The organism is Pseudomonas sp. HLT2-19-2 (assembly GCF_054898005.1).
The window spans coordinates 2,521,678-2,547,873 of the sequence record NZ_CM142712.1 but is presented as its reverse complement, the minus strand read 5'-3'; the positions used below and the strand labels follow the sequence as shown (position 1 = coordinate 2,547,873).

At 56.3% G+C, this 26,196-nt stretch carries 29 protein-coding genes; 9 read left to right on the top strand and 20 right to left on the bottom strand.

Annotated elements, in window-relative coordinates:
• Positions 1-9 precede the first annotated feature (9 nt).
• From ACYZTU_RS11885 to ACYZTU_RS11875, 3 genes are read left to right on the top strand one after another with little or no spacing between them, the layout of a single operon-like run.
• A complete protein-coding gene (locus tag ACYZTU_RS11885; protein ID WP_461970338.1) occupies positions 10-972 on the top strand; it encodes a copper resistance protein B in 963 nt (320 codons plus the stop codon).
• 9 nt (positions 973-981) lie between these two features.
• Positions 982-1,797 carry a c-type cytochrome gene (locus ACYZTU_RS11880; protein WP_461970336.1) on the top strand — a complete coding sequence of 272 codons (816 nt, stop codon included), beginning with the start codon at positions 982-984 and terminating at the stop codon, positions 1,795-1,797.
• Entirely contained in the window at positions 1,787-2,254 is a 468-nt protein-coding gene (locus ACYZTU_RS11875; RefSeq protein WP_461970334.1) for a DUF411 domain-containing protein, read from the top strand. The genes ACYZTU_RS11880 and ACYZTU_RS11875 overlap by 11 nt, the downstream gene beginning before the upstream one ends.
• A 259-nt stretch (positions 2,255-2,513) precedes the next feature.
• Here the strand turns inward: ACYZTU_RS11875 and ACYZTU_RS11870 are convergent, their stop codons facing one another.
• The 4 genes from ACYZTU_RS11870 to ACYZTU_RS11855 are packed head-to-tail and all read right to left on the bottom strand — an operon-like array spanning position 2,514 to position 4,365.
• Positions 2,514-2,696, bottom strand: a complete 183-nt coding sequence (locus ACYZTU_RS11870) for a DUF1289 domain-containing protein (protein ID WP_461970332.1) — start codon at positions 2,694-2,696, stop codon at positions 2,514-2,516.
• Positions 2,697-2,699: 3 nt separating this feature from the next.
• Entirely contained in the window at positions 2,700-3,071 is a 372-nt protein-coding gene (locus ACYZTU_RS11865) for a hypothetical protein (RefSeq protein ID WP_461970330.1), read from the bottom strand.
• Between the two features lie 41 nt (positions 3,072-3,112).
• The gene (gene dmeF, locus ACYZTU_RS11860) at positions 3,113-4,078 is read right to left on the bottom strand and encodes a CDF family Co(II)/Ni(II) efflux transporter DmeF (RefSeq protein ID WP_461970328.1); all 966 of its coding nucleotides are present in this window, start codon (positions 4,076-4,078) and stop codon (positions 3,113-3,115) included.
• 11 nt (positions 4,079-4,089) lie between these two features.
• Entirely contained in the window at positions 4,090-4,365 is a 276-nt protein-coding gene (locus tag ACYZTU_RS11855; RefSeq protein WP_461970326.1) for a metal/formaldehyde-sensitive transcriptional repressor, read from the bottom strand.
• Positions 4,366-4,724: 359 nt separating this feature from the next.
• Between ACYZTU_RS11855 and ACYZTU_RS11850 the strand changes: the two genes are divergently transcribed.
• Positions 4,725-6,035, top strand: a complete 1,311-nt coding sequence (locus ACYZTU_RS11850; RefSeq protein WP_461970324.1) for an MFS transporter — start codon at positions 4,725-4,727, stop codon at positions 6,033-6,035.
• A gap of 41 nt (positions 6,036-6,076) precedes the next feature.
• Here the strand turns inward: ACYZTU_RS11850 and ACYZTU_RS11845 are convergent, their stop codons facing one another.
• From ACYZTU_RS11845 to ACYZTU_RS11835, 3 genes are read right to left on the bottom strand one after another with little or no spacing between them, the layout of a single operon-like run.
• On the bottom strand, positions 6,077-6,820 hold the full coding sequence (locus ACYZTU_RS11845) for a TraX family protein (RefSeq protein ID WP_461970322.1): 744 nt from the start codon (positions 6,818-6,820) through the stop codon (positions 6,077-6,079).
• On the bottom strand, positions 6,817-7,191 hold the full coding sequence (locus tag ACYZTU_RS11840; protein WP_461970321.1) for a YqaA family protein: 375 nt from the start codon (positions 7,189-7,191) through the stop codon (positions 6,817-6,819). Before ACYZTU_RS11840 ends, ACYZTU_RS11845 begins: the two co-directional genes overlap by 4 nt.
• Positions 7,192-7,245: 54 nt before the next feature.
• Positions 7,246-7,545 carry a metal-sensing transcriptional repressor gene (locus ACYZTU_RS11835; RefSeq protein ID WP_069557030.1) on the bottom strand — a complete coding sequence of 100 codons (300 nt, stop codon included), beginning with the start codon at positions 7,543-7,545 and terminating at the stop codon, positions 7,246-7,248.
• Positions 7,546-8,057: 512 nt separating this feature from the next.
• Here ACYZTU_RS11835 and ACYZTU_RS11830 point away from each other — a divergent pair.
• From ACYZTU_RS11830 to ACYZTU_RS11820, 3 genes are all read left to right on the top strand, one after another.
• On the top strand, positions 8,058-8,795 hold the full coding sequence (locus ACYZTU_RS11830) for a HupE/UreJ family protein (protein WP_461970319.1): 738 nt from the start codon (positions 8,058-8,060) through the stop codon (positions 8,793-8,795).
• Positions 8,796-8,807: 12 nt separating this feature from the next.
• A complete protein-coding gene (locus ACYZTU_RS11825) occupies positions 8,808-9,467 on the top strand; it encodes a transmembrane anchor protein (protein ID WP_461970317.1) in 660 nt (219 codons plus the stop codon).
• Between the two features lie 93 nt (positions 9,468-9,560).
• Positions 9,561-9,689, top strand: coding sequence for a hypothetical protein (locus ACYZTU_RS11820; RefSeq protein ID WP_461970315.1), 129 nt, complete (start codon positions 9,561-9,563; stop codon positions 9,687-9,689).
• Positions 9,690-9,732: 43 nt separating this feature from the next.
• On the opposite strand, the gene ACYZTU_RS11815 is transcribed toward ACYZTU_RS11820, so the two are convergent.
• Positions 9,733-11,634: a potassium transporter Kup gene (locus ACYZTU_RS11815; protein WP_461970313.1), complete on the bottom strand. Its 1,902-nt coding sequence runs from the start codon at positions 11,632-11,634 to the stop codon at positions 9,733-9,735.
• 475 nt (positions 11,635-12,109) lie between these two features.
• Between ACYZTU_RS11815 and ACYZTU_RS11810 the strand changes: the two genes are divergently transcribed.
• Together ACYZTU_RS11810 and cls are read left to right on the top strand one after the other, a co-directional pair.
• Positions 12,110-12,670: a lipid-binding SYLF domain-containing protein gene (locus ACYZTU_RS11810; protein WP_461970311.1), complete on the top strand. Its 561-nt coding sequence runs from the start codon at positions 12,110-12,112 to the stop codon at positions 12,668-12,670.
• 155 nt (positions 12,671-12,825) lie between these two features.
• Positions 12,826-14,232 carry a cardiolipin synthase gene (cls, locus tag ACYZTU_RS11805; protein ID WP_461970309.1) on the top strand — a complete coding sequence of 469 codons (1,407 nt, stop codon included), beginning with the start codon at positions 12,826-12,828 and terminating at the stop codon, positions 14,230-14,232.
• 123 nt (positions 14,233-14,355) lie between these two features.
• On the opposite strand, the gene arsJ is transcribed toward cls, so the two are convergent.
• From arsJ to algG, 12 genes are all read right to left on the bottom strand, one after another.
• Entirely contained in the window at positions 14,356-15,576 is a 1,221-nt protein-coding gene (gene arsJ, locus ACYZTU_RS11800) for an organoarsenical effux MFS transporter ArsJ (protein WP_461970307.1), read from the bottom strand.
• 9 nt (positions 15,577-15,585) lie between these two features.
• Entirely contained in the window at positions 15,586-16,590 is a 1,005-nt protein-coding gene (locus tag ACYZTU_RS11795; protein ID WP_461970305.1) for an ArsJ-associated glyceraldehyde-3-phosphate dehydrogenase, read from the bottom strand.
• Between the two features lie 23 nt (positions 16,591-16,613).
• Positions 16,614-17,126, bottom strand: a complete 513-nt coding sequence (locus ACYZTU_RS11790; RefSeq protein ID WP_461970303.1) for a cyclin-dependent kinase inhibitor 3 family protein — start codon at positions 17,124-17,126, stop codon at positions 16,614-16,616.
• Between the two features lie 12 nt (positions 17,127-17,138).
• Entirely contained in the window at positions 17,139-17,855 is a 717-nt protein-coding gene (arsH, locus tag ACYZTU_RS11785) for an arsenical resistance protein ArsH (RefSeq protein WP_461970301.1), read from the bottom strand.
• Complete coding sequence (gene arsB / locus ACYZTU_RS11780) at positions 17,848-18,921, bottom strand: ACR3 family arsenite efflux transporter (RefSeq protein WP_461970299.1); 1,074 nt, start codon at positions 18,919-18,921, stop codon at positions 17,848-17,850. The genes arsH and arsB overlap by 8 nt, the downstream gene beginning before the upstream one ends.
• A 17-nt stretch (positions 18,922-18,938) precedes the next feature.
• The gene (locus tag ACYZTU_RS11775; RefSeq protein ID WP_461970297.1) at positions 18,939-19,409 is read right to left on the bottom strand and encodes an arsenate reductase ArsC; all 471 of its coding nucleotides are present in this window, start codon (positions 19,407-19,409) and stop codon (positions 18,939-18,941) included.
• Positions 19,410-19,445: 36 nt separating this feature from the next.
• Positions 19,446-19,808 (bottom strand): metalloregulator ArsR/SmtB family transcription factor, encoded by a 363-nt coding sequence (locus tag ACYZTU_RS11770; RefSeq protein WP_461970295.1) that lies wholly within the window; start codon positions 19,806-19,808, stop codon positions 19,446-19,448.
• Positions 19,809-19,816: 8 nt separating this feature from the next.
• Positions 19,817-20,230, bottom strand: a complete 414-nt coding sequence (locus tag ACYZTU_RS11765) for an arsenate reductase ArsC (RefSeq protein ID WP_461970293.1) — start codon at positions 20,228-20,230, stop codon at positions 19,817-19,819.
• 372 nt (positions 20,231-20,602) lie between these two features.
• A complete protein-coding gene (locus ACYZTU_RS11760) occupies positions 20,603-22,024 on the bottom strand; it encodes a mannose-1-phosphate guanylyltransferase/mannose-6-phosphate isomerase (protein ID WP_461970292.1) in 1,422 nt (473 codons plus the stop codon).
• Between the two features lie 133 nt (positions 22,025-22,157).
• Positions 22,158-23,249: a mannuronate-specific alginate lyase gene (locus tag ACYZTU_RS11755; RefSeq protein WP_461970290.1), complete on the bottom strand. Its 1,092-nt coding sequence runs from the start codon at positions 23,247-23,249 to the stop codon at positions 22,158-22,160.
• Positions 23,249-24,646: an alginate O-acetyltransferase AlgX-related protein gene (locus tag ACYZTU_RS11750; protein ID WP_461970288.1), complete on the bottom strand. Its 1,398-nt coding sequence runs from the start codon at positions 24,644-24,646 to the stop codon at positions 23,249-23,251. Before ACYZTU_RS11750 ends, ACYZTU_RS11755 begins: the two co-directional genes overlap by 1 nt.
• A gap of 11 nt (positions 24,647-24,657) precedes the next feature.
• A complete protein-coding gene (algG, locus tag ACYZTU_RS11745) occupies positions 24,658-26,175 on the bottom strand; it encodes a mannuronan 5-epimerase AlgG (protein ID WP_461970286.1) in 1,518 nt (505 codons plus the stop codon).
• Between the last annotated feature and the right edge of the window lie 21 nt (positions 26,176-26,196).

Sequence of the window (26,196 nt, the reverse complement as noted above, 5' to 3'; positions counted from 1 at the left end):
AGACGGGTTATGAGCACATATCTGAATCGAAAGTCGCTGATCGGTTGCTTCCTTGCCATTGGCCTGTTGGGTGGAGTGCCATTTGCACTGGCAGGAGAAAGCACTGGTGATCATTCCCATTCCACTCCAGCATCATCAACGGACAAGCCAGAGCCAACGCAAAAGTCCAAGACCAATGAATCAAAGACCGATCACGGTTCCATGGACCATGGTTCGATGGATCACAGCAAAATGAAGATGGATGCCGGGGCGACCAGCACGAGTCGAACTCCCATTCCCGTACTAACAGATGCTGATCGTAAAGCTGCTTTTCCGCCTGTGGCAGGCCATGGTGTTCATGACAAAAGCCTCAACACGTTCTTTCTCCTTGATCAGTTCGAGTATCAGGACGCTGATAACGGCAGTGCCCTGAGTTGGGATGCAAAAGGCTGGATGGGTGGCGACATTGATCGTTTATGGCTGCGGTCAGAGGGGGAGCGTACCAACGGTGTGACTGAAGACGCTGAACTCCAAGCACTTTGGGGGCACTCGATCAGCCCGTGGTGGGATGTAGTGACTGGCGTGCGTCAGGATTTTAAACCAGGCTCGCCGCAGACTTGGGGCGCCTTCGGTATCCAGGGTATGGCACTTTATAACTTTGAGGCTGAAGCCACCGCTTTCATTGGCGAGAACGGCCAGACCGCAGCTCGGTTAGAGGGCGACTACGACATTCTGCTGACCAATCGCCTGATCTTGCAGCCCACAGCCGAAATGAACTTTTACGGGAAAAACGACCCTCAGCGGGGCATTGGCTCTGGTTTGGCCAATACCGAGGTGGGTTTGCGATTGCGCTACGAGATTGTCCGGGAGTTTGCCCCCTACATCGGGGTCACCTGGAGTCGCTCCTATGGCAAGACCGCCGACCTCGCTAGCGATGAAGGCGAAGATACGAACGAGGCGCGATTTGTCGCTGGTATTCGGATGTGGTTTTGAGAACCTGACATGAAAAGAACATTGAAAACATTAACTGCTGCTGGTGTGGTCGCCGCAATAGTAGGTGCCGGCGTGGTGTATTTTGGTGTGATTAATGTTGGGGCGGACGATCCACATTCCGAACCCGTTCACTCACTTCTGTCTATTGCTCGGGATCGCTCGATAGCAGTGCGCTCACGCGACATTAAAGTCCCCGACCTGAGCGAAGCAGCTCTCATTCGTGAAGGTGCTGGCAACTACAACTCAATGTGCATTGGCTGCCACCTTGCTCCGGGTGTCGCAGAAACCGAGTTAAGTAATAGCCTTTACCCTGCACCTCCAAATCTTTCAAAACTGGGCGTTGATGGAAACCCTGCCGCAGCGTTCTGGATCATCAAACATGGAATCAAATCCACAGGCATGCCCGCTTGGGGTAAAAGCATGGCCGATCCCTACATCTGGGGAATGGTCGCTTTTCTTAAGCAGCTTCCCACCCTGAATGCAGAGCAATACACCGCTCTAGCAGTCAGCAGTGGTGGTCATCAACACGGCGGCGGCGAGAGCAAAATGCATAACCATGAAGGTGAGCATGAGGGTCAAAAGGGGGCAGCCTCTGCACATCATGATGCGGGGGCAGCCGAAGAAGTAGCCGACGCAGGTGACCATCATGGCGAGAAGAACAGCGCCCATGCTCATGAGGACGCCGTACCACCTTCTCAGGATAAAAGTACCGATCACGCCCATCCTCAGGGTGCCGAGGCTTCACATGACGCTTCTGCAGCTCCTGGCGCTCAGCCAAAAACCCATGCCCATGCTGATGGGAAGGAGCATATCCATGCGAAATAACATTCATCGGTCCGGTCAGGCACTTCGCCTCGTTACATTCGCGGCTCTGTTGATCAGTTCAGCTGGTCATGCAGCAGAATCGCTGACGATCGACGTCCATCGTGATGCTAACTGTGGATGCTGCAAGAAGTGGATGCAGCACCTTGAAGCCAACGGCTTCACCGTCGTTGATCATGTAGAAACCAACATGAGCGCGGTCAAGCAGGACCTCGGTGTTGTTCCACGTCTCTCCTCATGCCACACCGCGATGATCGACGGAAAGTTTGTTGAGGGCCACGTACCTGCCGAGCAAATAGTCGCGTTGAGCAAACGCGATGACCTTCTCGGGATTGCTGTGCCGGGCATGCCGGCAGGCTCACCTGGTATGGAGGCAGGCGGAAAGCAGGACGCCTATCAGGTCATCGGCCTGACCAAAGCAGGTACTGATCAAATCGTCGCTGAATACCCGAAAAACTAATCTTCAACCCTTCCTGAATACTTGCATGGTCACTACCCATGCCCATGCAAGCGATGTGTACTTCTGCCGAGCACAAACCCGATCCCCCCCAGAAATGCGATGCCCAACGTGATGTAGGAGGAAGATTCAATACAGGTGAATGTTCCACCCTAGCTGACAGCTACCTGCCAACCGTTACCAGTATCAGTGAAGGTGGGACGGGCCATCTATATTGGGTCGATTACGGAATTTTCGAAACAGCGGCCTGAACTGCGGTTGTTCAATTGTTCTTTTTTTGCAGGCTTTTCAGGCGCAGGGTCGCGCGTTGTACAGCGGCCATCTTTTCTGGACGCTTCATCCGCTTCCATTTTCTGATGTCTTCCTTGGTGCGACCGCAGCTCAAGCAAAGTTCGCTGTTCAGCTGGCAAACGGAAATACATGGGTTTTCGATGTCCTGGGCCATGGTTTAACTCCGCGAAGATCGTGTACGTGTTAAACGCTGCTGCCAGTCACCGGCATTCGACCGCTGACATTGCTCTTCACTATCGAAATGCACGATGGCCGACACCTGACTCACGTGAACATTCGCTTCGCTTAACGCCAGGTTAGTGAGTTCGAGCACCCGCTTGTCTTGCCCATTGGCAAGAACCTGATCCCAGTTGGCATCGGTGTCGAAGACCCAAACAACTATCAGACTGGAGGGAAATCGCGCGTAATCCACATCGTGAGTCAACCAAGAGAAGCCCACGATCTCCGCTTTGGCCGTCTCGCAGGCCTTGGTCAGGGCGGCAATCAGACGACGCTCGATTTGCGCCTGATCTCGTTTGCTCAAAAGCATATCTCGATCCTTTTTCATCTCAGTCGACTATGCGTTCATTTCTAAGCCGGAACGGAGGCTTGAGCTGGTGAACCAGTTCCCAGCTTCGTGCGGTATTCAACAGTCAGGTGCGTGACCTCATGAACCGTAGCAAGCCGTTCTCGTATGTCTTCGGCATTCACTGCTGGGCTGCCTAGGACGCTAACAATCGCGGCTCGGGCCTGAGGCCCCACCTGCCAGACATGAAGATCAATAATCGAAGCATCTCCAGGCGTTTCAACCAATTCACGAATTTCTTGGGCTACATGATCATCTGTCTGGTCGAGCAATACACCCGCAGTCACCCGCATCAACGACCAAGCCCAGCGTGCAATAACAACTGCACCCACAATCCCCATTGCAGGGTCGAGCCATACCCAACCAAGATATCGGCCAGCAAGCAGAGCAGCGATGGCCAGAACCGAGGTCAGGGCATCTGCAATGACGTGAACGTAAGCAGAGCGCAAATTATTGTCGTGACCCTGCGCATGGTGAGATTGATCGTGGCCGTGGTCATGCCCATGGTGATGATCATGTCCGCCAGAAAGCAAAAGCGCGCTCACCACATTCACTGCTAATCCGACAACTGCGATAAGAGTCGCTGACCCGAATTGCACTTGAGTCGGTTGAAAGAGACGGAATAACGATTCTCCGCCAATTCCCAAGGCGACCAGTCCCAACATCAGAGCAGAGGCGAAGCCACCCAAGTCTCCCACCTTGCCAGTTCCAAAACTGTAGCGAGCACTTGAGGCATGTCTTTTTGCGTAACCATAAGCAGCTGCGGCTATGCCAAGCGCTCCAGCGTGCGTTGCCATGTGAAATCCATCGGCAAGCAACGCCATAGAGCCTGTGACATAACCTGCGGTGATCTCAACGACCATCATTACGACGGTCAGAGCTACCACCCACAAGGTTCGCTTGGCGTTTTCTTCATGCGATGCCCCCAGGAACATATGGTTGTGGGAATAGTCGGTGAACGAATTACTCATCTGGGTCAATCCTATTTGGAATAGCGGCGAATGGCTTCGAGCAGCTCTTCGACGCCTTTCGCTCTTTCTTCGTTGCTGAGTGTGGGATTCGCTACATGTTCACGAGCATGATCTTCGATGATTTCATCCATCAGCCCATTGATCGCGCCACGGGTCGAAGCGATCAAAAGCAAGGTTTTCGAGCAGTCATCGTCAGAGTCGAGTGCTCGCTCAATTGCCTGGATTTGCCCAGCGATTCGCTTTACGCGCTTAAGAAGATTGTCTTTGCTCGATCTTACATGACCCATACCATACCCCCCCTACCTATATTGAAGACATGATCACACGTTGCAATTAGCCAAACAAGCCAGGGAGGGAAGCCTTCCGACCGGCAGCGTTGCTGCATTTGAATCTGCAATCGAAACATTGAGCAGATCGTTTCGCAGGGCAAAACCAATACAAACCGATGGGCAGACCCGCACTTCAATCATTCGATAGAGGGTGTAGGGCCTATTTCTTGAGCTGCCATGGTCAATGGTTTAGGATCGAACCATATCCTCCCCGGGGGGATATTAACGCATCCACAAAGACGAAGTTGTTAACTCGCTTCCTTTCGATAAAAGTTCGGCAACCGCCTAGTCACGCACTTCGCCACCTGAGATCTTCCATGCTGAAAATCCTAGCCAACCGAACCTACCGCCACCTCTTCCTGGCCCAAGTAATTGCCCTCGTAGGAACGGGTCTTGCCACTGTCGCGCTAGGCCTACTGGCATTCGATCTTGCAGGTGCCCAAGCGGGTGCCGTCCTCGGTACAGCGTTGGCGATTAAGATGACGGCCTACATCGGCGTTGCACCCATTGCAGCGGCTTTTGCAGAACGCCTACCTCGTCGAGCAATGCTGGTCTCCCTGGATTTGATGCGGGCCCTGGTCGCGCTTGCACTGCCGTTCGTAACGGAGGTCTGGCAAATCTATGTGCTGATTTTCGTCCTTCAGTCGACCTCAGCAGCGTTCACCCCGACGTTCCAGGCAACTATTCCAGACATTCTGCCGGATGAAGACGACTACACCCGTGCCCTGTCACTGTCGCGTCTGGCCTACGATCTTGAAAGTGTCGCCAGCCCGATGCTCGCCGCCGCGTTGCTGACCGTGATCAGCTTCCATAACCTATTCGTCGGCACTGTCATCGGCTTCCTCGCCTCAGCGGCCCTGGTTGCCACGGTGTTGTTACCGAAGGCGAAGCCAACACCCAGACGCAGTATTTACGAGCGAACCACCCGAGGCATGCGCATCTTCCTAGCCACGCCCCGGCTGCGAGGGTTGCTCGCTCTTAACCTGACGGTAGCTGCCGCCAGTGCCATGGTCATCGTCAATACGGTGGTGCTGGTGCAATCGCGCTTCGCCCTGCCTCAAAGTTCTACAGCATTGGCGCTGGCTGCGTTTGGTGGCGGCTCGATGGTCGCGGCCTTGGTCTTGCCTCGGTTGTTAAAAAACATCAAAGACCGAACGGCCATGCTGTTTGGCGGAGGAATATTGGTCGCGGGTTTAGCGTTTGGTATCAACCTGACCACCTATAACATCCTGTTGCCGCTGTGGGTGGTGCTCGGGGTGGGCTACTCCCTGGCCCAGACTCCGAGCGGTCGACTGTTGCGTCGCTCGGCGCATGCCGAAGATCGCCCGGCGTTGTTTGCCGCCCAATTTGCTCTATCCCATGCCTGCTGGTTGATTACCTACCCCTTGGCGGGATGGCTGGGCGCCAACATCAGCCTCACGGCATCGTTTGTTGGGCTCGCTGTCGTGGCCGGTTGCGCACTGGTGGTCAGCATTGTGATCTGGCGTCCCGCTCATGACCAAGAGTCGATCAAACACACCCATGAGAACCTGCCGGACGATCACACTCACCTCGACGGCAAGGATGGCGTCGATCATGAACACCCATATGTGATCGATGATCAGCATCGCCGATGGCCCAACAGTTAATCGTAAGCTCCTTTGAATTGTTAAGGCTGGTTGACCAGCCTTCAGACCAGAAACCGTAGGCCTTGCAGAGCGGCAAGGTGGCCCGGATAAAACCAGTAGCCCCATTGCCGCACAGGCCACACCTTGAAGGCGAAGGTCTGACGCAGAAGCCAGAGTCCGATCAGGGGGGCAGCGAACGCGGTACACAATGCCAGCAAGGAATAGAATTCCAAGTCCATCGCCCTGGTCACGATGCTGCTGCGGGTATTACTCAAAAGGCATAGAGCCGCTGGCAGCAACCAAAGAACACCGGGCTTCTTAATCGCTAACAAGACCGCCGCTGGAACAAGTGCTCCGTAGAAGCCATACATCAGTGGATCATCCAGCACATAAGCAATTGTGGTGGCAATCAACGCCATAGCGCCGCTCAACAAGGTGCGATGCTGCCAACCCCAGGCAATCACCAGCCCCAACACCAGCGTAACCAACACGTTGAACGATCCCGAGGTGCTGATGTAGCGATACGGCACTTCTGAAATAGCGGCGAACAACAGCATCGAGAGAAGGTAACGACCATTAGCAGGCGTCAGCAGTTCGCCCGTTTTAGAGCGCGCCACGTTGGCCGCGATAGCGACACAGAACAACGGAAAAGAGAGCCGCCCCGGAATGAACAGAGTGCTCATCTCCGGCCACACTAACCGAAGGTGGTCGATGATCATGGTCAGCATCGCCACCCACTTGATCAGATCCAGGCTGCTGTTTCGGCGCTTGAGCAAGGCATGCTGGGTCGTATGAACAGTTGTCATGCCCACCCCAGTGTGACGGCGGCCAGCACGAGATAACACACGCCCTTGGCCAGGGAGACTATCAGCAGGAAGCTCCAAAGTGGCTCGCGCATGACTCCGGCGACGACTGTCAGCGGATCGCCAATGATCGGCACCCAGCTCAGCAGCAACGACCAGCGCTTGTGGCGCAATCGCTCAATGGAGCGACCGAGAATCCAGTTCAGTGCAGAGCCAAGAACGTTGCCGAGGGTGGCGACCGCCAAGAGCGCTGAAGCGACGTACTGATCGGAAAGCAACATTCCAACCAGTACCGCTTCAGACTGCATCGGCAGCAGCGTGGCGGCACCGAATGCCGCCAGAAACAGACCGACGTAGCTGGTGAGTTCAAACACTCATCTTCACCTTTTGCGTTCAAACCAATCCAGCCGTGGATGGGCATGTCAGACCTAGAGGTACTTGGTGATTTGCTTGAAGGCTTCCAGTGGTGCGCGCTCGCCATTGTTCAACGCCGAGACGGTGTCCTCCAGGCAGTGATCGATGTGATCCTGAATGAGCGTGCGCTTGGCTTGGCACACCGCTTTTTCAACAGCATGCAGCTGCTGGGCGATGTCCACGCACTGACGACCCTCTTCGATCATGGTGATGATGCCGCGTAAATGGCCGTCCGCCCGTTTGAGGCGTTTAATGATCGCCTCGTGACTTTGGTGGGTGTGGGGGTGGCTGTGTTCGTGTTCGTGCTCACTCATGACTTGAGCCTCAGGCCTCAATGAATTACGCTGGCATCCTATCCCCCCTAGGAGGATGGGTCAAACGCACCAAAGCCCTACAAAACGAGTTGAAACCCGCACGCTATGTTCAGCAGAACACTGACAACGACGGTGGTAATCGCGCTTGCTCTCGCCATGTTTGTGGCCTGGGCCGGGCATACCTATACGTTGTCAGTGATGTCGAAACAGCCGGCCTGGGAGATTGCGCAAGACGCTCATCACTCTCATGAAGAGCAAGCCGAGATGTCGTGTGCGAGCTGTTCGGATCACTATCACTCCCCTTTGACCCCTGACCACCAGCACGAAACGCCACAGCTCAGTGCTGTGTTGACTTTGTCTGCGCAGCCGAAGCTGTCCATGCGACTCGAAGCCCCGTCCTATTCCGTTCCTCGTCCGCCGATTTTCTTGATCGAGCGTCCACCCCGTCCTTCGTTCGCATCCTGACCATGGCCGCACTGCGGCCTTTGATCCCCGCAACGTAGGATTGATCTATGCATTCGCACTCGATGAGCGGCGTTGACGCATTTACTGCGCCTTCGCGTCGCCTGCTACTGCTGTTGTTTTTATTTGTCGCGACACTTTTCCTCGCAATGCCCGAGGCGATGGCTCATGCCGTCGCGGAAGGTGATAAGGGGTTCATCCAAGAAAGCTCTGGCGTCATGTTGTTGCCCTTCATCTATATGGGGGCCAAGCACATGATGACAGGCTACGACCACCTGCTGTTTCTGTTCGGGGTGATCTTCTTCCTCTACCGTCTAAAAGACGTGGGGCTCTATGTCACGCTATTCGCTGTAGGCCACTCGGTCACGCTGCTGCTGGGCGTGCTGACCGAGGTCAGCATCAGCTCCTACATCATCGACGCCATTATCGGTTTCTCGGTGGTGTACAAGGCGCTCGATAACCTGGGTGCATTCCAGCGCTGGTTCGGTTTCCAACCCAACACCAAGGTGGCCACGCTGATCTTCGGCCTGCTCCATGGTTTCGGTCTGGCCACCAAGATTCAGGAGTACGAGATCTCGCCTGATGGCCTGATTCCCAACCTGCTCGCTTTCAACGTCGGTGTCGAGATCGGCCAATTACTGGCCCTCAGCGCGATTCTCATTTTGATGGGGTATTGGCGGCGCACCGGCAGTTTCTGGCGCCACGCCTATACCGCCAACGTCGCCATGATGAGTGCCGGCTTCCTCCTGATGGGTTACCAGATCATCGGCCTATTTGTCTCCGCGTAAGGAATTCTGACCATGTTCAATACTCCGCTTCCCACCGTTAATGAATTGCCTAGCACTCGCAAACTCGTGCGTTCGACTGTCATTGCACTGCTGACTGCTGTCGGCCTGTTGGTGACCGTTGTTATGCCCTCGGAATACGCCGTTGATCCAACGGGTGTGGGCCGAGCACTGGGACTGACCCAGATGGGCGAACTGAAGATCACCCTTGCCCAGGAAGCTTTGGCGGATACCGCGCCACCTCAACCAGCAGCTCCAGCTCCAGCTCCAGCTCCAGCTCCAGCTCCGCAGGTTGCTCAAGTCCAACCTATTGCGAAACCTGTTGCTCAACCAGTGGCGACACCTGCCCCTGCTCTGAAGACGAATCAAATGACCGTCACGCTCAAGCCAGGTGAAGGGACAGAAATCAAACTGGAAATGTTGAAGAACAAAACCGTCACATATGAATGGACAACGGCTGGTGGGCCTGTGAACTACGACACCCATGGCGAACCCTACAACGGTGAAAAGGGTTACTTCCACAGCTACACCAAGGGCAAGCAAGTCAAAGGTGATAAAGGTGAATTCACCGCCATTTTTGACGGCACCCACGGTTGGTTTTGGCGTAATCGCAGCAACAATGACGTGACTATCTCACTGAAAACGACCGGCGATTACTTGAGCGTCAAACAGTAGTTCGAAGCAGCGATGGCTGTCCTACTGCCGAAAATGCGGTGCTCAGCCTGAACACAGGCCATTTATTTCATCCGTTTTATGAAGAGTCTTCCCATGAAAACCCCCACAACTCTGATCCGTTCGATGCTTCTGATCTGCTTCCTCGGCCTGATGACGGCATGCGGCGGCGGTGAAAAAGGCACAACCTCCGAAAGCGCTGAGCACGGCCATTCACACGAGTAACCCCTAAAAAAACAAGGGCCGCAAAATGCGGCCTTGTTTGTTTCTACATCTCAACCTGTGTACCCAGCTCGATCACTCGGTTCAACGGCAGCTTGAAGTATTTCAGGTTGCTGTTGGCGTTCTTCAGCAGAAACGCGAAAAGACTCTCCCGCCAGCGTGCCATACCAATGCGCTTGGTTGGGATCACTGTCTCCCGACTGAGGAAATAGGTCGTGCGCATCGGACTGAAATCCAGCTCAGACAAGTGACAGAGACTCAACGCTTGGGGTACATCGGGCTCCTCGATAAAACCAAAGTGCAGACTGACCCGGAAGAAGCCATCCCCATAGGCTTCAACCTCAAACCGCCGGTCAGCACTCACGCGAGGACTGTCTTCGGACACCACGGTGAGCAGTACCACTTGCTCATGCAAAACCTGGTTATGCAGGAGATTGTGCAGTAGTGCATGCGGAACAGCATCTGCCCTGGCCGTCAGAAAAACCGCCGTGCCTTGTACGCGATGGGGAGGCTGCGTACGGATGCTGGCGATGAATAACGGTAGTGGAAGCGCGGTTTCATCCAGCCGCTCAACAATAATCTTCCTGCCCCGCTTCCAGGTCGTCATCAAGATGAACAGACCAATGCCAGCGATCACCGGGAACGCACCGCCCTGAAAAATCTTCGGCGCATTGGCCGCGAAATACAGACCGTCCACCAGCAAAAATCCTAGCAGCATCGGGATGGCCAGCCAGCGCGGCGTTTTCCAAAGGAGCAGGACGACGGCCGAGGATAAGATTGTCGTGACCAACATGGTTCCCGTCACCGCGACTCCATAAGCGGCGGCCAAGGCACTGGATGACTCGAAACCGATCACCAGCAGCACGACACCGACCATCAACGCCCAGTTAACCGTGCCGATGTAGATCTGCCCCTGCTCCTGGCTGGAGGTGTGCTGGATAAACATGCGAGGAACGTAACCCAGCTGAATGGCCTGGCGAGTCAGGGAGAAAGCACCGGAGATCACGGCTTGAGAAGCGATGATGGTGGCCAGGGTGGAGAGCGCGACCATCGGCAGCAGTGCCCAGCTCGGCGCAAGCAGATAAAACGGATTACGCACAGCCTCCGGGTTCTCCAGGATCAAGGCACCCTGGCCAAAATAATTGAGTACCAGCCCCGGCAACACCAAAATGAACCATGCACGAGAAATCGGTTTGCGACCAAAGTGGCCCATGTCGGCATACAGTGCTTCAGCACCAGTCAATGCCAACACGACAGCGCCCAAAATCGCTACACCCATGCCCGGATGAACCACAAAGAATTGCACTGCCCAAGCAGGGTTAAGCGCTTGCAGCACTTCGGGACGCTGCAAAATACCGTAGATCCCAAGGGCACCCAACACCACAAACCACAGCACCATGACCGGGCCAAACAGGATGCCGATTCGAGCCGTGCCATGTTTCTGTATCAAGAACAGCGCGACCAGCACGATCACTGACAAGGGCACCACCCAGTGCTCTATTCCGTCAAACGCCAGCTGTAGTCCTTCAACCGCAGAGAGCACCGAAATGGCCGGGGTGATCATGCTGTCCCCGTAAAAAAGTGCCGCACCGAACAGGCCGAGCAGCACCAGTACCTTGCTCATGTGCGGATAAGGTGCTGCCGCACGGCGGGCTAACGCCGTCAATGCCATGATGCCGCCTTCGCCCTGGTTGTTGGCACGCAGGATGAACAGTACGTATTTGATCGAGACTACCCAGATCAGTGACCAAAAGATCAACGACAGAATGCCCAGCACGCCATCGTGATTTACCTGAACGCCGTAGTGACCGGAAAATACTTCTTTCAGCGTGTAGAGGGGGCTGGTGCCAATGTCTCCGTAAACCACCCCGACAGCAGCGACGAGCAAGCCCACTCCTGAGCTTTTGGATGGGGAGTCTTCGTTTGCAACGGTCGCTGTCTCACTCAAGGGGCGCTTCTCTCAATTAGCGGGGAGTCACTGCACGCCATCCTTGGGCAATACATTTTTCCAGGGCCATCGGAAAAGCAAGGCACATGGACGATCTAAAAAATCGCGGCCAGTATCGTTGCGGGCAAAAACACCAACCGTAAAGAAAGCGTAAAAATATTACGGGAGATATCCGTTTCAAACGATTGCTTTAGAGCGATGAAATCCTCAGAAATCATAGCAAGGGTTCGCGAAAGCGTTTTTTCACACTCAGGACCAAAAGCAGCCTCTGACGACGAACCCGGCCCTTACACAGTGGTCAAAACAAGTGATGGCATCGCGACTGATCAAAGGCCTTGGGCCTGCTTCATTCAGAAGCGAAGCTTGCAATTCACATACTTTAGGGTGCGCCGGATAACTTCAGTAGGTTCGGATCCTGTCTGGAACAGGTGCAGACTGCTGCTTCCATCCAATGCTCCCTTATCGGAGTACGCAAATGACTCAGCCAATGCGGTTTTTCCTATCGATCTTCCTCGCGACAGCATCATTGGCATCAGCGAGCCTGCTGAACAATGCAAGTGCGGCAACCGCCGAGGATTTGAATGCCGACTCCCGGCAAGCGTTGCAAACTCTTTACAAGGCCACTCCATTTGCCGAAACCATTTCGCACAATGCCAAAGCGGTGCTTGTCTTCCCGAAAATCATCAAGGCCGGCCTTGTGTTTGGTGGCAGCTATGGCGAAGGCGTGCTGATGAAGGGCTCGAAAGTGGAGGGATATTACAACTCCGTAACTGGGTCATGGGGGCTGCAGGCAGGCGCCCAATCGTACGGTTATGCGGTGTTCCTGATGACTGAAAAGGCCGTGAACTATGTACGTGAGACCAAGGGCTGGGAAGTCGGCGTGGGGCCAACCGTTGTCGTGGTTGACGAAGGGGTCGCGAAGAATCTGTCGAGCTCGACACTAAAGGACGATGCCTACGCCTTCATATTCGACCAGCAAGGGTTAATGGCTGGAGTCAGCATTGAGGGAACGAAGATTTCCCTGATCAAGCGCTGAAAGCCTGTCCTTCAAGGGCTTTGATCTTTTGAAGCGTACCGCGTCTGCGCCGTTGAAACACGCTCTAAAGGGTAGCCCCTCTATCAAGGCGCCTTGCGTAGGAAGCAAGACGCCCGGACTGAGCGCTATCACCGTCCTCGCCGAGAGGAGGCCTAATGAATATTCTAACCACCTGCAAGGGTATTTTTATTCCTCTGGTGCTGTGCGTGGCTGTGCTCCTGGCCTTTGTGATTTCCTGCAGTACATTGCCGAGGATAGTGCCCGACATGGCTCACGTTCCCTCTGCGCCCGTGCAACTCGACGGGATACACGGACCTCTGTCAACCGAGCGCAGCAAAGCCATTCTCGACCGACTTAAGTCCAGAGGCAAAGAAACCAACATCTTCGATGTGCACCTCGCAATCGAAGCATCCATCACCGGTAGCCCGCTAACGGAAGGAAACAAAGTCGACTTGCTGCAGGACGGCCCCACCACCTACCAGTCGATGATCAAAGCCGTGGAAGATGCGCGCGACCACATCAACATGGAGACCTACATCCTCGACGATGATGAAGTCGGCCAGCGTTTCGCCGCCGCTTTGATCGCTCAGCAACAAAAAGGCGTACAGGTCAATCTGATCCGTGACAGCGTCGGAACCCTTGGAACACCATCAGCGTTTTTCTCTCGATTGACCGACGCGGGCATCAAGGTGCTGGAGTACAACCCAATCAATCCGGTGACGGCCAAAGCGGGCTGGGACGTGAACCAGCGCGATCACCGAAAGCTGCTGATAGTGGACGGTCGTATTGCCTTTCTCGGCGGGATCAACATCAGCAGCGTCTATTCGGGGGGCTCGTTCAGCTCTCACTCGAAGACTCGCCCGAATGGTGATTTGCCTTGGCGCGATACCGATTTGCGCGTCGAGGGACCCGTGGTTGCGGAACTGCAGAAGCTGTTCATCGGAACCTGGACTACCCAGAAAGGTGAACCACTCGCGGCTCGCCACTACTTTCCGTCACCTGAGCGCAAAGGTAGCGAGGTGGTGCGCGCCATCGGCAGCTCACCAGATGAGCCGTTTAGCTTGATCTATGCCACGCTGATTTCGGCGCTGCATAGCGCGCAGACTGAGATATGGCTGACGAACGCCTACTTTGTGCCCGATCCTCAGTTGCTGGCGGCACTCAAGGAGGCGGCAGCACGTGGAGTCGACGTCAAGCTGGTGCTGCCTAGCAGCACCGATTCGTGGCTGGTATTCCATGCCGGACGCGCCTACTACAGTGAGTTGCTGAAGGCCAACGTCAAGCTTTTCGAACGCCATGACGCGCTACTCCACGTCAAGACCGCAGTAATCGATGGCGTGTGGTCGACTGTCGGCTCCACCAACTTCGACTGGCGCAGCTTCCTGCACAACGATGAAGTTAACGTCGTTGTGCTGGGCACCGGGTTTGGAAAAAAGATGCAGGCGGCATTCATGGCTGATCTGGCCAAGTCGAACGAAATCAAGCTGGAAAAGTGGCAGCGTCGCTCGCTCGCTGTGAGAGCCAAAGAGCAGATGGCGCGACTCTGGGAATACTGGCTATAAGTCGAGTGGTGCGTCGCTGATTTCTACTCCGATTTCGACTGTCAAACTAGCTCTAAACCGTTTTCACACAGCCTGGGTCGTTACCTGCCAGCATCGACCGGTTGAATCCACAGCCAAAAGCAGTCATCCACTAAGCGCGTGACGAGGCAATGCCATTGAAATCAAAGCTGCGAGCAGCACGAATGCACTCGATATCCATAAGCACGCCCCCAGCCCAAATACCTGATAAACCCAGCCGGAGAGCACCGTGCCGATAAGGCGCCCCATTGCGTTCGACATGTAATAAAACCCCACATCCAATGACACGCCATCTTCCTTGGCGTAGGACACGATTAGGTAACTGTGCAGCGAGGAGTTCACCGCGAACAGCGCACCAAAGACCATCAATCCACCCAACAACACCACCTGTTGCGACAGCCCAGTGCTCAGCCCGAGAGCAATTGCCGCAGGCAGCCCCGCCAGTGCAAGTGCCCACAGAAATGCCGCACGACCATCCGGTACGTGTCCACGTTTCTTACCGGTGATGTTGGGCGCGAAGGACTGCACGATGCCGTAGCCAATCACCCAGGCCGCAAGGAAGCCGCCCACCTTCCAGAAATCCCAGCCGAACACACTGCTCAGGTACACCGGCAAGGCCACCACAAACCAGACATCGCGGGCACCGAACAGGAACATCCGTGCCGCTGAGAGAATATTGATCGCCCGGCTCTTGGAGAGGATGTCGCGAAACTTTGGCTTGGCTTTGGCTTTGCCCAAGTCCTTTTTCAACAGGATCAGGCTGCTGATCCAGATCAGCGCCAGGACACCCGCCATGGCCAGCAAGGCACCTTTGAAGCCGATCAATGCCAACAAGGCTCCGCCGAGAAAGAAGCCAACACCCTTGAGTGCGTTCTTCGAACCGGTGAGGATCGCAACCCACTTGTAGAGTTTGCCCTGCTGCCCATCAGGAACCAGAAGTTTGATGGAGCTTTTGGCACTCATCTTGTTCAGGTCTTTGGCAATCCCCGACAGCGCCTGGGCCCCCATCACCCAAGGGATGGTTAGCCAAGCTACCGGAACCGTCAGCATCAATAGCGCCGCGACCTGGATGCCCAGCCCGATGTTCATGGTTCGGTTCAGCCCCAAGCGTGCGCCGAGGTAGCCACCCACCAGGTTGGTGATAACACCAAAGAGTTCGTAGAACAGAAACAACGCCGCGATTTGAAGGGGGCTGTAACCCAACGCGTGAAAATGCAGCACCACCAACATGCGCAAGGCGCCGTCGGTGAGGGTGAAGGCCCAGTAGTTGCTCGTCACGAGCAGGTACTGCCGCACTTCCGGAGCGAGGGCTGACAACGCTTTCATGACCGCTCCTTAGACTGCCAGACCAACCATTTTGGCCAGTTCGACGGTGCGGTTGGCATAGCCCCACTCGTTGTCGTACCAGGCATAGAGTTTGACCTGGGTGCCGTTGATGACCATGGTCGACAGCGCATCGATAATCGATGAGCGAGGGTCGGTACGGTAATCGATGGACACCAGTGGACGCTCCTCGAAACCGAGGATGTCTTTCAGTTCATTCTCGGAAGCGTTCTTGAGGAACTGATTGACCTCTTCGACAGTAGTGGCCCGCTCGACTTCAAAAACACAGTCCGTCAGCGAAGCGTTGGCCAGCGGCACACGTACGGCGTGACCATTCAGGCGCCCACGCAGCTCCGGGAAGATTTCGGCAATGGCGGTGGCCGAACCGGTGCTGGTTGGAATCAGGCTCATGCCTGAAGCACGCGCACGGCGCAGATCCTTGTGCGGCTGATCGAGAATGCTTTGGGTGTTGGTCAGGTCGTGGATGGTGGTGATCGAACCGTGGCGAATGCCCAGCTTCTCGTGGATGACTTTCACCACTGGCGCCAGACAGTTGGTGGTGCACGAAGCAGCGGTGACGATGCGATGTTCAGCTGGCTTGAACAGCTGATGGTTGACGCCCATGACGATGTTCAACGCGCCCTTCTCTTTCACTGGCGCACTGACCACAACCCGCTTCACACCTTGGTCTAGGTAAGCCTGAAGTACCGCAACCGTCTTCATTTTGCCGCTGGCTTCAATCACCAGATCACAGCCCGCCCAATCAGTGTCGGCAATCGCCTTGTTGGCCGTCACCTTGATTCGTTTGCCGTCGATGACGATGCTGTCGCCCTCAGAGTCGGCCTGGTAATTCCAACGGCCATGCACCGAGTCGAAGTTCAGCAGGTGCGCATGAGTCGCCGCGTCACCTGCCGGATCGTTGATCTGCACGAATTCGAACTCTGGCCAGCTCCAGGCTGCTCGCAGCGCGAGGCGACCGATCCGACCGAAACCATTGATGCCAACTTTGATAGTCATGTTGTTGTGCTCTGTATCTGTTGTCAGTGGGCGTTCGACTGAGTGTCGAACTGGCCGATGTATTCAATGTGGGCAGGATGCTGAATGGCGCGTGGGCGCAACGACTGAACATCGCGGATGGCATCGCTGAATGGCACACCGCTTTCGATCAACAGTTGAGCAGCGATTAAACCGGTACGGCCTGAGCCGCCCTTGCAATGGATGGCAATGGTTTTCCCTTCGGTCAGCAATTGCTTTAGACGCGGATGGTGTTGCGCCCATGCGGCTTTGAATGCTTCGCCAGGCGCTTGATCGTCTTCAACTGGCAGGTGAAACCACTCAATGCCAAGCATTTGGCATTCTTCGGGCAGCAGGTCGATCTCGTTCTGAAGCAACTCTTCGGTCGGCATCAGCGTCAGCAACGCCGATGCCCCTGCGTCCTTTAGGGTCTGCAACGCCTCGAAAGGTCGAGTGCCCTTCGTGCCTGGGCACGGGGTGAAGATCAACTGACCATTGAACTGTGCCAGGGGCAGTACGGAATAGGGATGTTGTTGCACGGTGAATAATCCTCAGATGGAGCGCTGATTGACACGTTTCATGAGTTCTTCCGCTGACTCTTTGCGCTCGGAATAACGATCGACCAGATAGTCCTGACGGTCGCGAAGCAGCAGCGTGAATTTCACCAACTCTTCCATCACATCCACTACACGGTCGTAGAACGGAGAAGGTTTCATTCGGCCGTTGTCATCGAATTCCATGTAGGCCTTCGGTACGGAGGATTGGTTGGGGATGGTGAACATGCGCATCCACCGTCCCAGCACTCGCAGCTGATTGACCACGTTGAACGACTGCGAGCCACCGCACACCTGCATGACGGCGAGGGTTTTGCCTTGGGTGGGGCGTACCGCGCCCATCGCCAGTGGCACCCAGTCAATCTGCGCTTTGAAGACCGCGCTCATGGAACCGTGACGTTCTGGAGAACACCAGACCTGCCCCTCGGACCACAGCATCAGCTCGCGCAATTCCTTCACTCGTGGATGATCATCGGGAGCGTCATCGGGCAGCGGCAAACCTGACGGATTAAAAACCCGCGTCTCGGCGCCGAAGTGCTCCAGCAGTCGAGCGGCTTCCTCAACCAGCAGTCGACTGAAGGAGCGCTCTCGGGTCGATCCATACAACAGCAAAATGCGCGGCTTATGGATGGAGGTCTTTTCAATACCGAGTTTGTCTGTCGATGGGAGATCAACCAGTTCGGTATCGAGTTGGGGGATGTGGTCATCAAACATAGTCTTTGTCCTGCGCAACGGCGCTCTTGGATTCATCGAACCAGCGGCGTTTCAACCAAAGGGCCACACCGACCAGGGAAATCAGTACCGGCACTTCCACCAACGGGCCAATCACCGTGGCGAAAGCGACCGGGGAAGCCAGGCCGAAGGTGGCAATGGCGACGGCAATCGCCAGTTCGAAGTTGTTGCTTGCGGCTGTGAAAGCCAATGCGGTGGTGCGGGGATAGTCAGCCTTGAGCAATTTACCCATCCAGAAACTGATGAAAAACATCACAACGAAGTAGATTGCGAGCGGGATCGCGATACGCAATACATCCAGCGGCAATTGCAGTACCACGTCACCCTTGAGGCTGAACATGGCCACGATGGTCAACAGCAGTGCCACCAGCGTCAGCGGGCTGATTTTTGGAATGAAGCGCTCCTGAAACCAAGCCTCACCTTTACGGGCGATGAGGATCTTGCGGGTCAGGAAGCCCGCCAGGAATGGCACACCCAGGTAGATCAGCACCGACTCGGCAATGCTGACAAAGCTGGTCTCAATCACACTGCCTTCCAGCCCGAACAGCGGCGGCAATAGCCCCAGAAAGACCCAGGCATACACACTGAAAAACAGGATCTGGAAGATGCTGTTGAATGCCACCAGCCCGGCGACGTACTGATTGTTGCCACCCGCGATCTGATTCCAGACCAACACCATCGCGATGCAACGAGCCAAGCCGATCAGGATCAGGCCCGTCATGTATTCCGGCTGGTCCCGCAAGAAGATGATCGCCAGTGCGAACATCAACACCGGGCCGATGACCCAGTTCTGCACCAAAGACAAAACAAGGATGCGCTTGTCCTTGAAGACTTCCGGCAGCTCCTCATAACGAACCTTGGCCAGAGGCGGATACATCATCACGATCAAGCCGATAGCGATGGGGACGTTGGTTGTGCCCACAGAAAGACTGTTGAGCCACTGTGGCCAGCCTTTGAACAGGCTCCCCAATCCGATACCCAAGGCCATGGCGAGAAAAATCCACAGGGTCAGGTAACGGTCCAGGAATGAAAGGCGGCTTTTACTCATGATCATTGCTCCTGTGGTTACAGCGTGCCAATCAGGGCCAGCTCTGCCTTGAGCTGTTCGGCACTCAGTTGAGAAAGCGGTAAAGCAAGGAAAGCCTCAATACGGGTTCTGATCTGCTCCAAGGTGGCTTCAAAAGCCGCCTCGATCTCTTCTTGGGTCCCGAGGTATTCCGAAGGGTCAGCCAGTCCCCAGTGGGCCTTGGTGGCCGGTCCGAAAAATACCGGGCAGGCTTCACCGGCTGCCTTGTCGCACACCGTGATGACGAAATCAGGTGCCAAATTCACATGGACATCGCTGGACTTACTGAACAGCCCAAGCGTCGAAATACCAGCGCTTTCCAAAGTTTGGAGACTCAACGGATGCACTTCGCCTTTGGGTTGACTGCCAGCGCTGTAGGCTTTCATGCCTTCCGGTGCCAAGTGATTGAAGACCGCTTCACAAAGGATGCTGCGGCAGCTATTGGCAGTGCAGAGGAACAGGATTTTCATCGAGCGATCTCGTAGTCGAAGGCGGAATCAGGCGATCTAGCTTTCACAGCAGGCGAGTGCCCGCTCGGGACGGTCACCCATCTCATCTAGGCGTTTGGCATCAGGACTCAACCAGTGCTTGTTGCTTTCGAGCACAGTGGTCAGCACTTGATGGACCCAATCTGGGAGATTCGGGTGCAGTCGGTAATACACCCATTGTCCTTGCCGACGGTCCGACAACAGGCCGCAAGTACGCAGTTGCGCCAGGTGCCTGGAGATTTTTGGCTGACTCTCATTCAACGCGCAGGTCAGCTCGCAAACACATAGCTCTCCTTCACGGGTGATGAGCATCATCGTGCGGACCCGAGTGTCGTCAGCCAGGCATTTGAAAACAGTGGTCGGTGTCAGATGGTCAGCCATATTCGTTCTCAGTGTTTGTTTTTGACCAAGACGAACATCTTGATGCGCTCATGAATTTCGTGAAGGGTGTGACGGAAGGCATCGGGTTTGATGCTGGTCACCGGGTCTTCAAAACTCCAGGCCAATGCCTCACCGGCTCCAGGTAAAGACAGGCATTGCGCTGCGGATTTATCACACAAGGTGATGACGTAATCAAAACGCTCACCACGGAACTCGTCTATCGACTTGCTACGTAATCCTTCGGTGCTCACACCGATGTGTGAAAGCGCCTCAAAGGTGCGCGGATCTACCTGAGTCGGAACGGTGCCGGCGCTGAACGCCTCGAAATGCTCCGAATCGGTATGCCGCAGCAACGCTTGGGCCAACTGAGAGCGTGCAGCATTGGCGGTACAGACGAACAGGACACGGGATTTGCTGGTCATAGTGAAATCTCAGCTCATATGCGGTTTGGCGAATATATGATTTTCCGAATACAAGGTAAAGACTCAGCGGCAGATTAATCCTTGAAGCGATAGGGCTCTGCCGCTCACCTGCACTTAAAGCCACGCGCAATGGCGTGATACACGTAAATTGCTTAGTGGGCCGCTTCAGAATATTTGAGGGGGTGCATATATGGTTTTTGTAATAAATATGTCATTCACGCAGAAATAGGCCACTCCCCTGGCACAGGGACTACCTGGACGTGCACAAGAAATAAGCAGGCAGCCCTAACCCGCCCCCGGTCGTAGAGGGCGGATTCGGTGGCTGATCACTAGGCTTTTCAACAACCCGGCGAGGTACGAGGTGCGACGGGCTCAACTCTTGACCTGTTGGTTCCTGCCGTAGACATCTTCCAGGCGCTCGATATCGTCCTCACCCAGGTAACTGCCGGACTGCACCTCGATGATTTCCAGCGGGATCTTGCCGGGGTTGGACAGGCGATGCACCGAAGCGATCGGGATGTAGGTGGACTGGTTTTCAGTGAGCAGGAAGACCTTTTCGTTGCACGTCACCTGGGCGGTGCCGGACACCACGATCCAGTGTTCGGCACGGTGGTGATGCATCTGCAGGGAAAGCTGCGCGCCAGGTTTCACGGTGATGTGCTTGACCTGGTGACGGGTGCCGCTGTCCACCGAATCGTAACTACCCCAGGGGCGATACACCGCGCAATGGCTCTGGGTTTCCGAGCGGCCTTTGGCATCGAGCGCATTGACCAGTTTTTTCACATCCTGCACGGCATCGCGGTGCGCGACCATCAATGCATCCTTGGTTTCTATCACAACCAAATCGTCCAGCCCTAGCAGGGTCACCAGCTTGCTACTGCCATGCACGAAGCAATTGCGGCTGTTGTAGCTGACTACATCACCCTTGAGTACATTGCCCTCGGCGTCCTTGTCATGCACATCCCACAGCGAAGACCAACAACCGACATCACTCCAGCCAGCGCTTAGCGGGACGACGCAGGCGCGGCTGGTGCGCTCCATCACCGCATAGTCGATGGAGTTGTCCGGGCAGCATTCAAAGGTGACCCGATCGATACTGGTCACGCCTTCGCTGCTGCGGCTGCGCTCAAGGGCCAGCACGCAGGTGTCGTACATGTCGGGTTCGTGAGTGCGCAACTCGTCGAGATAGCGGCTGGCACGGAACAGGAACATGCCACTGTTCCAGTAGTACTCGCCGGACCGGACAAACTCGCTGGCGGTTTGCTGGTCGGGTTTCTCGATAAACTTCTCGACCTTGAAGGCGCCGACGCCAGCATCGCCGCAGGCGGCCTTGATATACCCAAAGCCGGTTTCCGGACGCGTCGCCGGAATGCCGAACAGCACCATATTGCCTTTGAGCGCCTCTTCCTGCGCATGTGACAGCGTGGCGCGCAAGGCGGGCACGTCACTGATCACATGGTCGGCCGGAAGCACTAGCAGCAACTCATCGCGGCCCTCAGCGATCAGCTTGAGGGCCGCCAGCGCCACCGCCGGCGCGGTATTGCGGCCGAAGGGTTCGAGCAGTATCGCCTGAGGCGTACAGCCGATGGCGGCGAGTTGTTCATTGACGATAAAGCGATGCTCCTGATTACAGACCACGATCGGCTTGGCGACACCCTCGAACGCCAGGCGCTGCAGGGTCTGCTGAAACAGCGACCCCTCGCCTGCCAGACTCAGGAATTGCTTGGGATACAACTTGCGCGACAACGGCCACAACCGCGAACCACTGCCGCCGGACAGAATGACTGGAATCATTTCACCTCCTCCCGCACCTTTCATCACTCGACATGAAGGCGCTTCAAACAGCGAAGGACTGCCTTCCCTTTTGCAACACAAGCCCATTTACGAATGGCCCCACCGGGTATCCCGTGCGTATTGGCTGTTGCATTTATTCTTTCTGACCAGCAAATAGCTGGGTGATATCGCCGCCCAGGCGATAGGTTTTCATCGGTTCGATCGATTGGCGCCAACGGTTGGTTTGCACCGAGCAGTCGTACAGCGCGCAGTAAGGTTCCAGCCAGGCAAACTTGCCATCCTCGTTGAGGTCCTCGAGTTCTTGCTTGTAGCCGGTCTTGCGTTCAAACGAGCGTGGATCCTTGATCCCTTCCTCCACCCGCGCCGCCAGACGCCGCATCGCGCCGTGGTTTTCTTCGCGCAGGTCGATGCCATTGGCTCGGGCAAAGGCAGCGATCATCATCAGCGGCCCCATTGCATAGTTGTGGTACGCCAGTGCGCGGGTGTCGCGGCTCAGTTCGTTGGGCAGATAGCCGTCTGCATCGACCTGGGAAGCGCCGATGCGAAACTGCGCTACCGACCAGTCGAACAGGTCACGCCGGTCGACCACCACCGAGGCCGCCATGACGGCCCAGGCCGCCCAATACTGGTGATTGTTCAGCCGGTCCAGCGGCTGGTCGCGCCAGTCCCGCACCACCTGATCGGCGACCTGGCCGATCCAGACCTCGATCGGCCGGGCCTGCTCCTCGCGGCCCTTCAATGGCTGCGAACGCGAATACTTGAGCCGTAGATAGGCCGAAGAAATACTGCCCAGCGCCCATTTGCGCATCGACTTGCCGGTATGGGTGTAGGTGGTACTCAGCAGCGCCTGCGCCTTGGCCCATTCACCCAGCCAGCTCAGGGTGCATTCCACATGGCCTGCGCGGCCAAGCCGTAAATAGGCTGCGACGTGTTTGTTGATGCCCTTCTCCAGTTCGTTGATATCGGCTGACATTTGCTTGTAGCGTTGGTTGGATTGCGCGTTGAGCTGATCACGTGCCTTGCCAGAGCCCTCGTACTTGCTGGGGATCAACAGGTCACCGGTATAGGGTTTGGGTGCTGCCGGACAGCTCGGAGCGTCGCCTTCTTTGTCCACGGCCGGCGCGTAATAGCCCTGCGGCGGGCGGAGTTGAGCGGCCGCTGCCTGCACGATCGGCCCCATCAAAATGAAGGCCACGCCAACGGCGGCCCAGTGCATATGACGCATCACCGACCCTCCGCCTGCGCAGTGCGCAGGGATGGTGTCTCAGCGATGACCGGCTTGGCGCACAAGCGGGCCGAGAGTCCCATGGAGGTCGCTCCGGGCGGTGGCAGCACGTCCATGGAAAGAAAAGTCAGTTCGTCCCAGTCCGCATCAGCGCGAAGCTCGAAGACGAAGCGGCCCTGGGTGTTGACACTCGGCGGACGGCTCAAGTTGATGTTTTCCTGGCGACCGTTCATGAAGGTCAGGGTCGCGCTCATCAGGTGCACGGCGGGATCGGCGAACTTGAGGTCTACCTGATAACGATTGCCCTTGATCGGATACACCGCGCCGCCACTGCCGTTGAACAACACTTGATTACGCCCGCTGTGCAGGGTCGAGTGGCTTTTGAGCAGCGGCGCCTGGTTGTCGCAGCCATCGCTCAGCGCCGCCATCGCCTGCCGGTAGAAGCTGGATTTCTGGATGCTGTCGAGATTATCGGTTTCCCACACCAGCACCGTCGGCGGGCGCTTCTGAAAGTCGTCGCCGAGCAGGTAGGCGATCAACGAATCATCGTAGCCACCGCCCGGAACAGTGAAGTTGCTGACCGGAGTCTGCAGATACTGTTCGAGGAAACCGGCAAAGTTGAACGCCTCGCCGCTGGCGCTGGTACCGATCAATGCGACCTTGGCGGGGAGCTTGGAATCGCCCTGGGCCCGGGTTTGATAACGGGTGACAAACTGCGCCGCATAACCGTTGCCGCAAATCTGTGCGGCGACTTTTTGCAACGTGCCAGAGCGTCCCAGCAGGCCGGCTGGCTGGCTGGCAAAGACCTGATGCGGCAACGCCTTGAGCACATCGTTGCCCCTGAGCGTCTGGGCCACCAACTGTGCGCTGCGTTCGGCGCCATAGGGCGTCCAGTTGTGATCGCCCTTGAAGTAGAAGGGCTGCCCCGCTGGCTGTGGCGCACTCAGCAGGTTGGTAAAGTCGGGGACCTGAACGCCCAAGTCGCGCACCCGGACCAGCGTTTGCATGTAGTTCTGCCGGGCCTTGGCCTGATCGAATCTGGCCACTTCCAGCGATGTCAGGCGGTCGGCATGCAGCAAGCCGCGGCTGGGTGGCATCACCAGCACCAGCTCGACCCCGCGCTGGGCCAGCCCGTCGCGCAAGCGCTTGAGGGCCTTGTAACCGCTCTCATCGAGGCCGAAGTCAGTGCGAAAATCGCTTTGGGTGCGAAAGAGCCACTGGTCCTTGGCCTCCACCAGGGTCGCGTAGTTTTTCAGCGTCGGCTGCTCGTAAAGTGCCGCCTGCGCCGCTTGCGGGCACAGTTTGCAGCAGGCCTCGGCCGTGTATTCCGGCTGTGCCTGGACCCACGCCGGCACAGACAGCATGCATAGCGCGGCATACCCATGGATTGTCTTCATCAACAGGCTCCTCAAAGTTTCACCGGCAGAATCAATGCGGCTTCACGGCGACGCAGGAGAATGTCCATCAAGTCGCCCTGCACCTCTCCCAGCAAACCGGTGAAGGCAAGGCCGTCCTGTTTCTGCGGCGCCAGAAAGGTCAAGTCGTAGAGTTCCAGACGCGAGGGTGAAAACACCGTGATAGGACTGGAACCGTTGCCGATCAGCTTGCCGCCGACCACGGTGAGCGACAGCTTGGCTTCGAAGGGGTCTTCCTTGAGATCGCGGTCGGTGCCGCGCAAATCCTTGATGTGGCCGTAGATGCCGGTCAGGGCATTGGCCATCAGCTCGTTTTCATACAGCCGCACACCGGTACTGTTACGCACCCGAATCCCATGGCGGTTATTGTCGATTGCGCGGTTGCGCCAGAGCAGGTTATTGCCGCTCTCATACAGAGTTATTCCGTCGGAGTGGTTTTTGTAGGATTCGTTGTAGGCCAGCAGGTTATTGATGCTGGAACGGTCCAGGACAATGCCCGACAGGTGATTGTTGTAGGCGCGGTTGTAGATGATCCAGCTGTCATTGACCTCGCGCGAGAGGATAATGCCGTGCTTCTTGCGGGTACCGAAGGCATCGTTGTGGGCAATGATCAGCCGGCGCGAACGATCGTGCGGGTCAATGCCATAGACGATGTTGTCGCGATAGGCATTGCCGAGAATCACCACGTCGTCGGCCTCATAGCAATAGAAGCCGTACCAGTTGTCGACGAACTCGGAATTGAGCAGCCAGCCGGTCGGCCGCTTGCGCTTCATCTTCGGCGCCATGCTCGGGCTGTACTGGGAAATACTCACGCCATAACTCTTGCTCGCGGTGTAGCCGAAGCTGGTGATGGTGCTGCTGACGATGTAGGTCTCGGTGCCGCCCCAGGACACCAGGAAGGGCCGAAACTCCCCCTCTTTCTTGTACCAGGCCGGGCTGTTGTTCTTCTCGCTCCAGGCGCTGACCTTGGTGTCGGTGATAAACAGCTTGCCGTCATTGACCAGGAAGGAACCGCCCTCCTGGGACAATCGCAATTCCTTGACCGACTTGTCGATATGCAGGGTCCCGCCGGGACGTATGACGATTGGCAAGCGTGCCAGAAACACCCCCGGCGCGGTTTCGCGCAAGGCTGTCGGTGGCAGGCTGCGCGCCAGTTGCGTCAGGCTCATGTAGCCACGGTCGATGAAGATCGCTACCGGCATTCGCTGCTGGCGCACCACCCATTCCTTGAGACGCTCCTTGCCGCCGATGAACTCGTCGAGCGAGTTTTCCTTGAGCATCGGCAAGATCAAGGCACGGCCGGCGGGTTTGTAGGAAATCTTCGCCATGACTGCCTCGGCGGTATAGCCAGACAGGTCGGGGATCTTCGGCTCGCTGATCAGCAACGGCTTTCCCGGAGCCTCGCTGATGGTATAACGCGGCGGTTCGACGAGACCCGCCGCGCTGACACCCGCGGCCTGCACCAACAGCAGTCCGGCGAGCAACAGCGCGATCTTGACGACACTGTCCATAAGTCTCACCCATCAAAATAA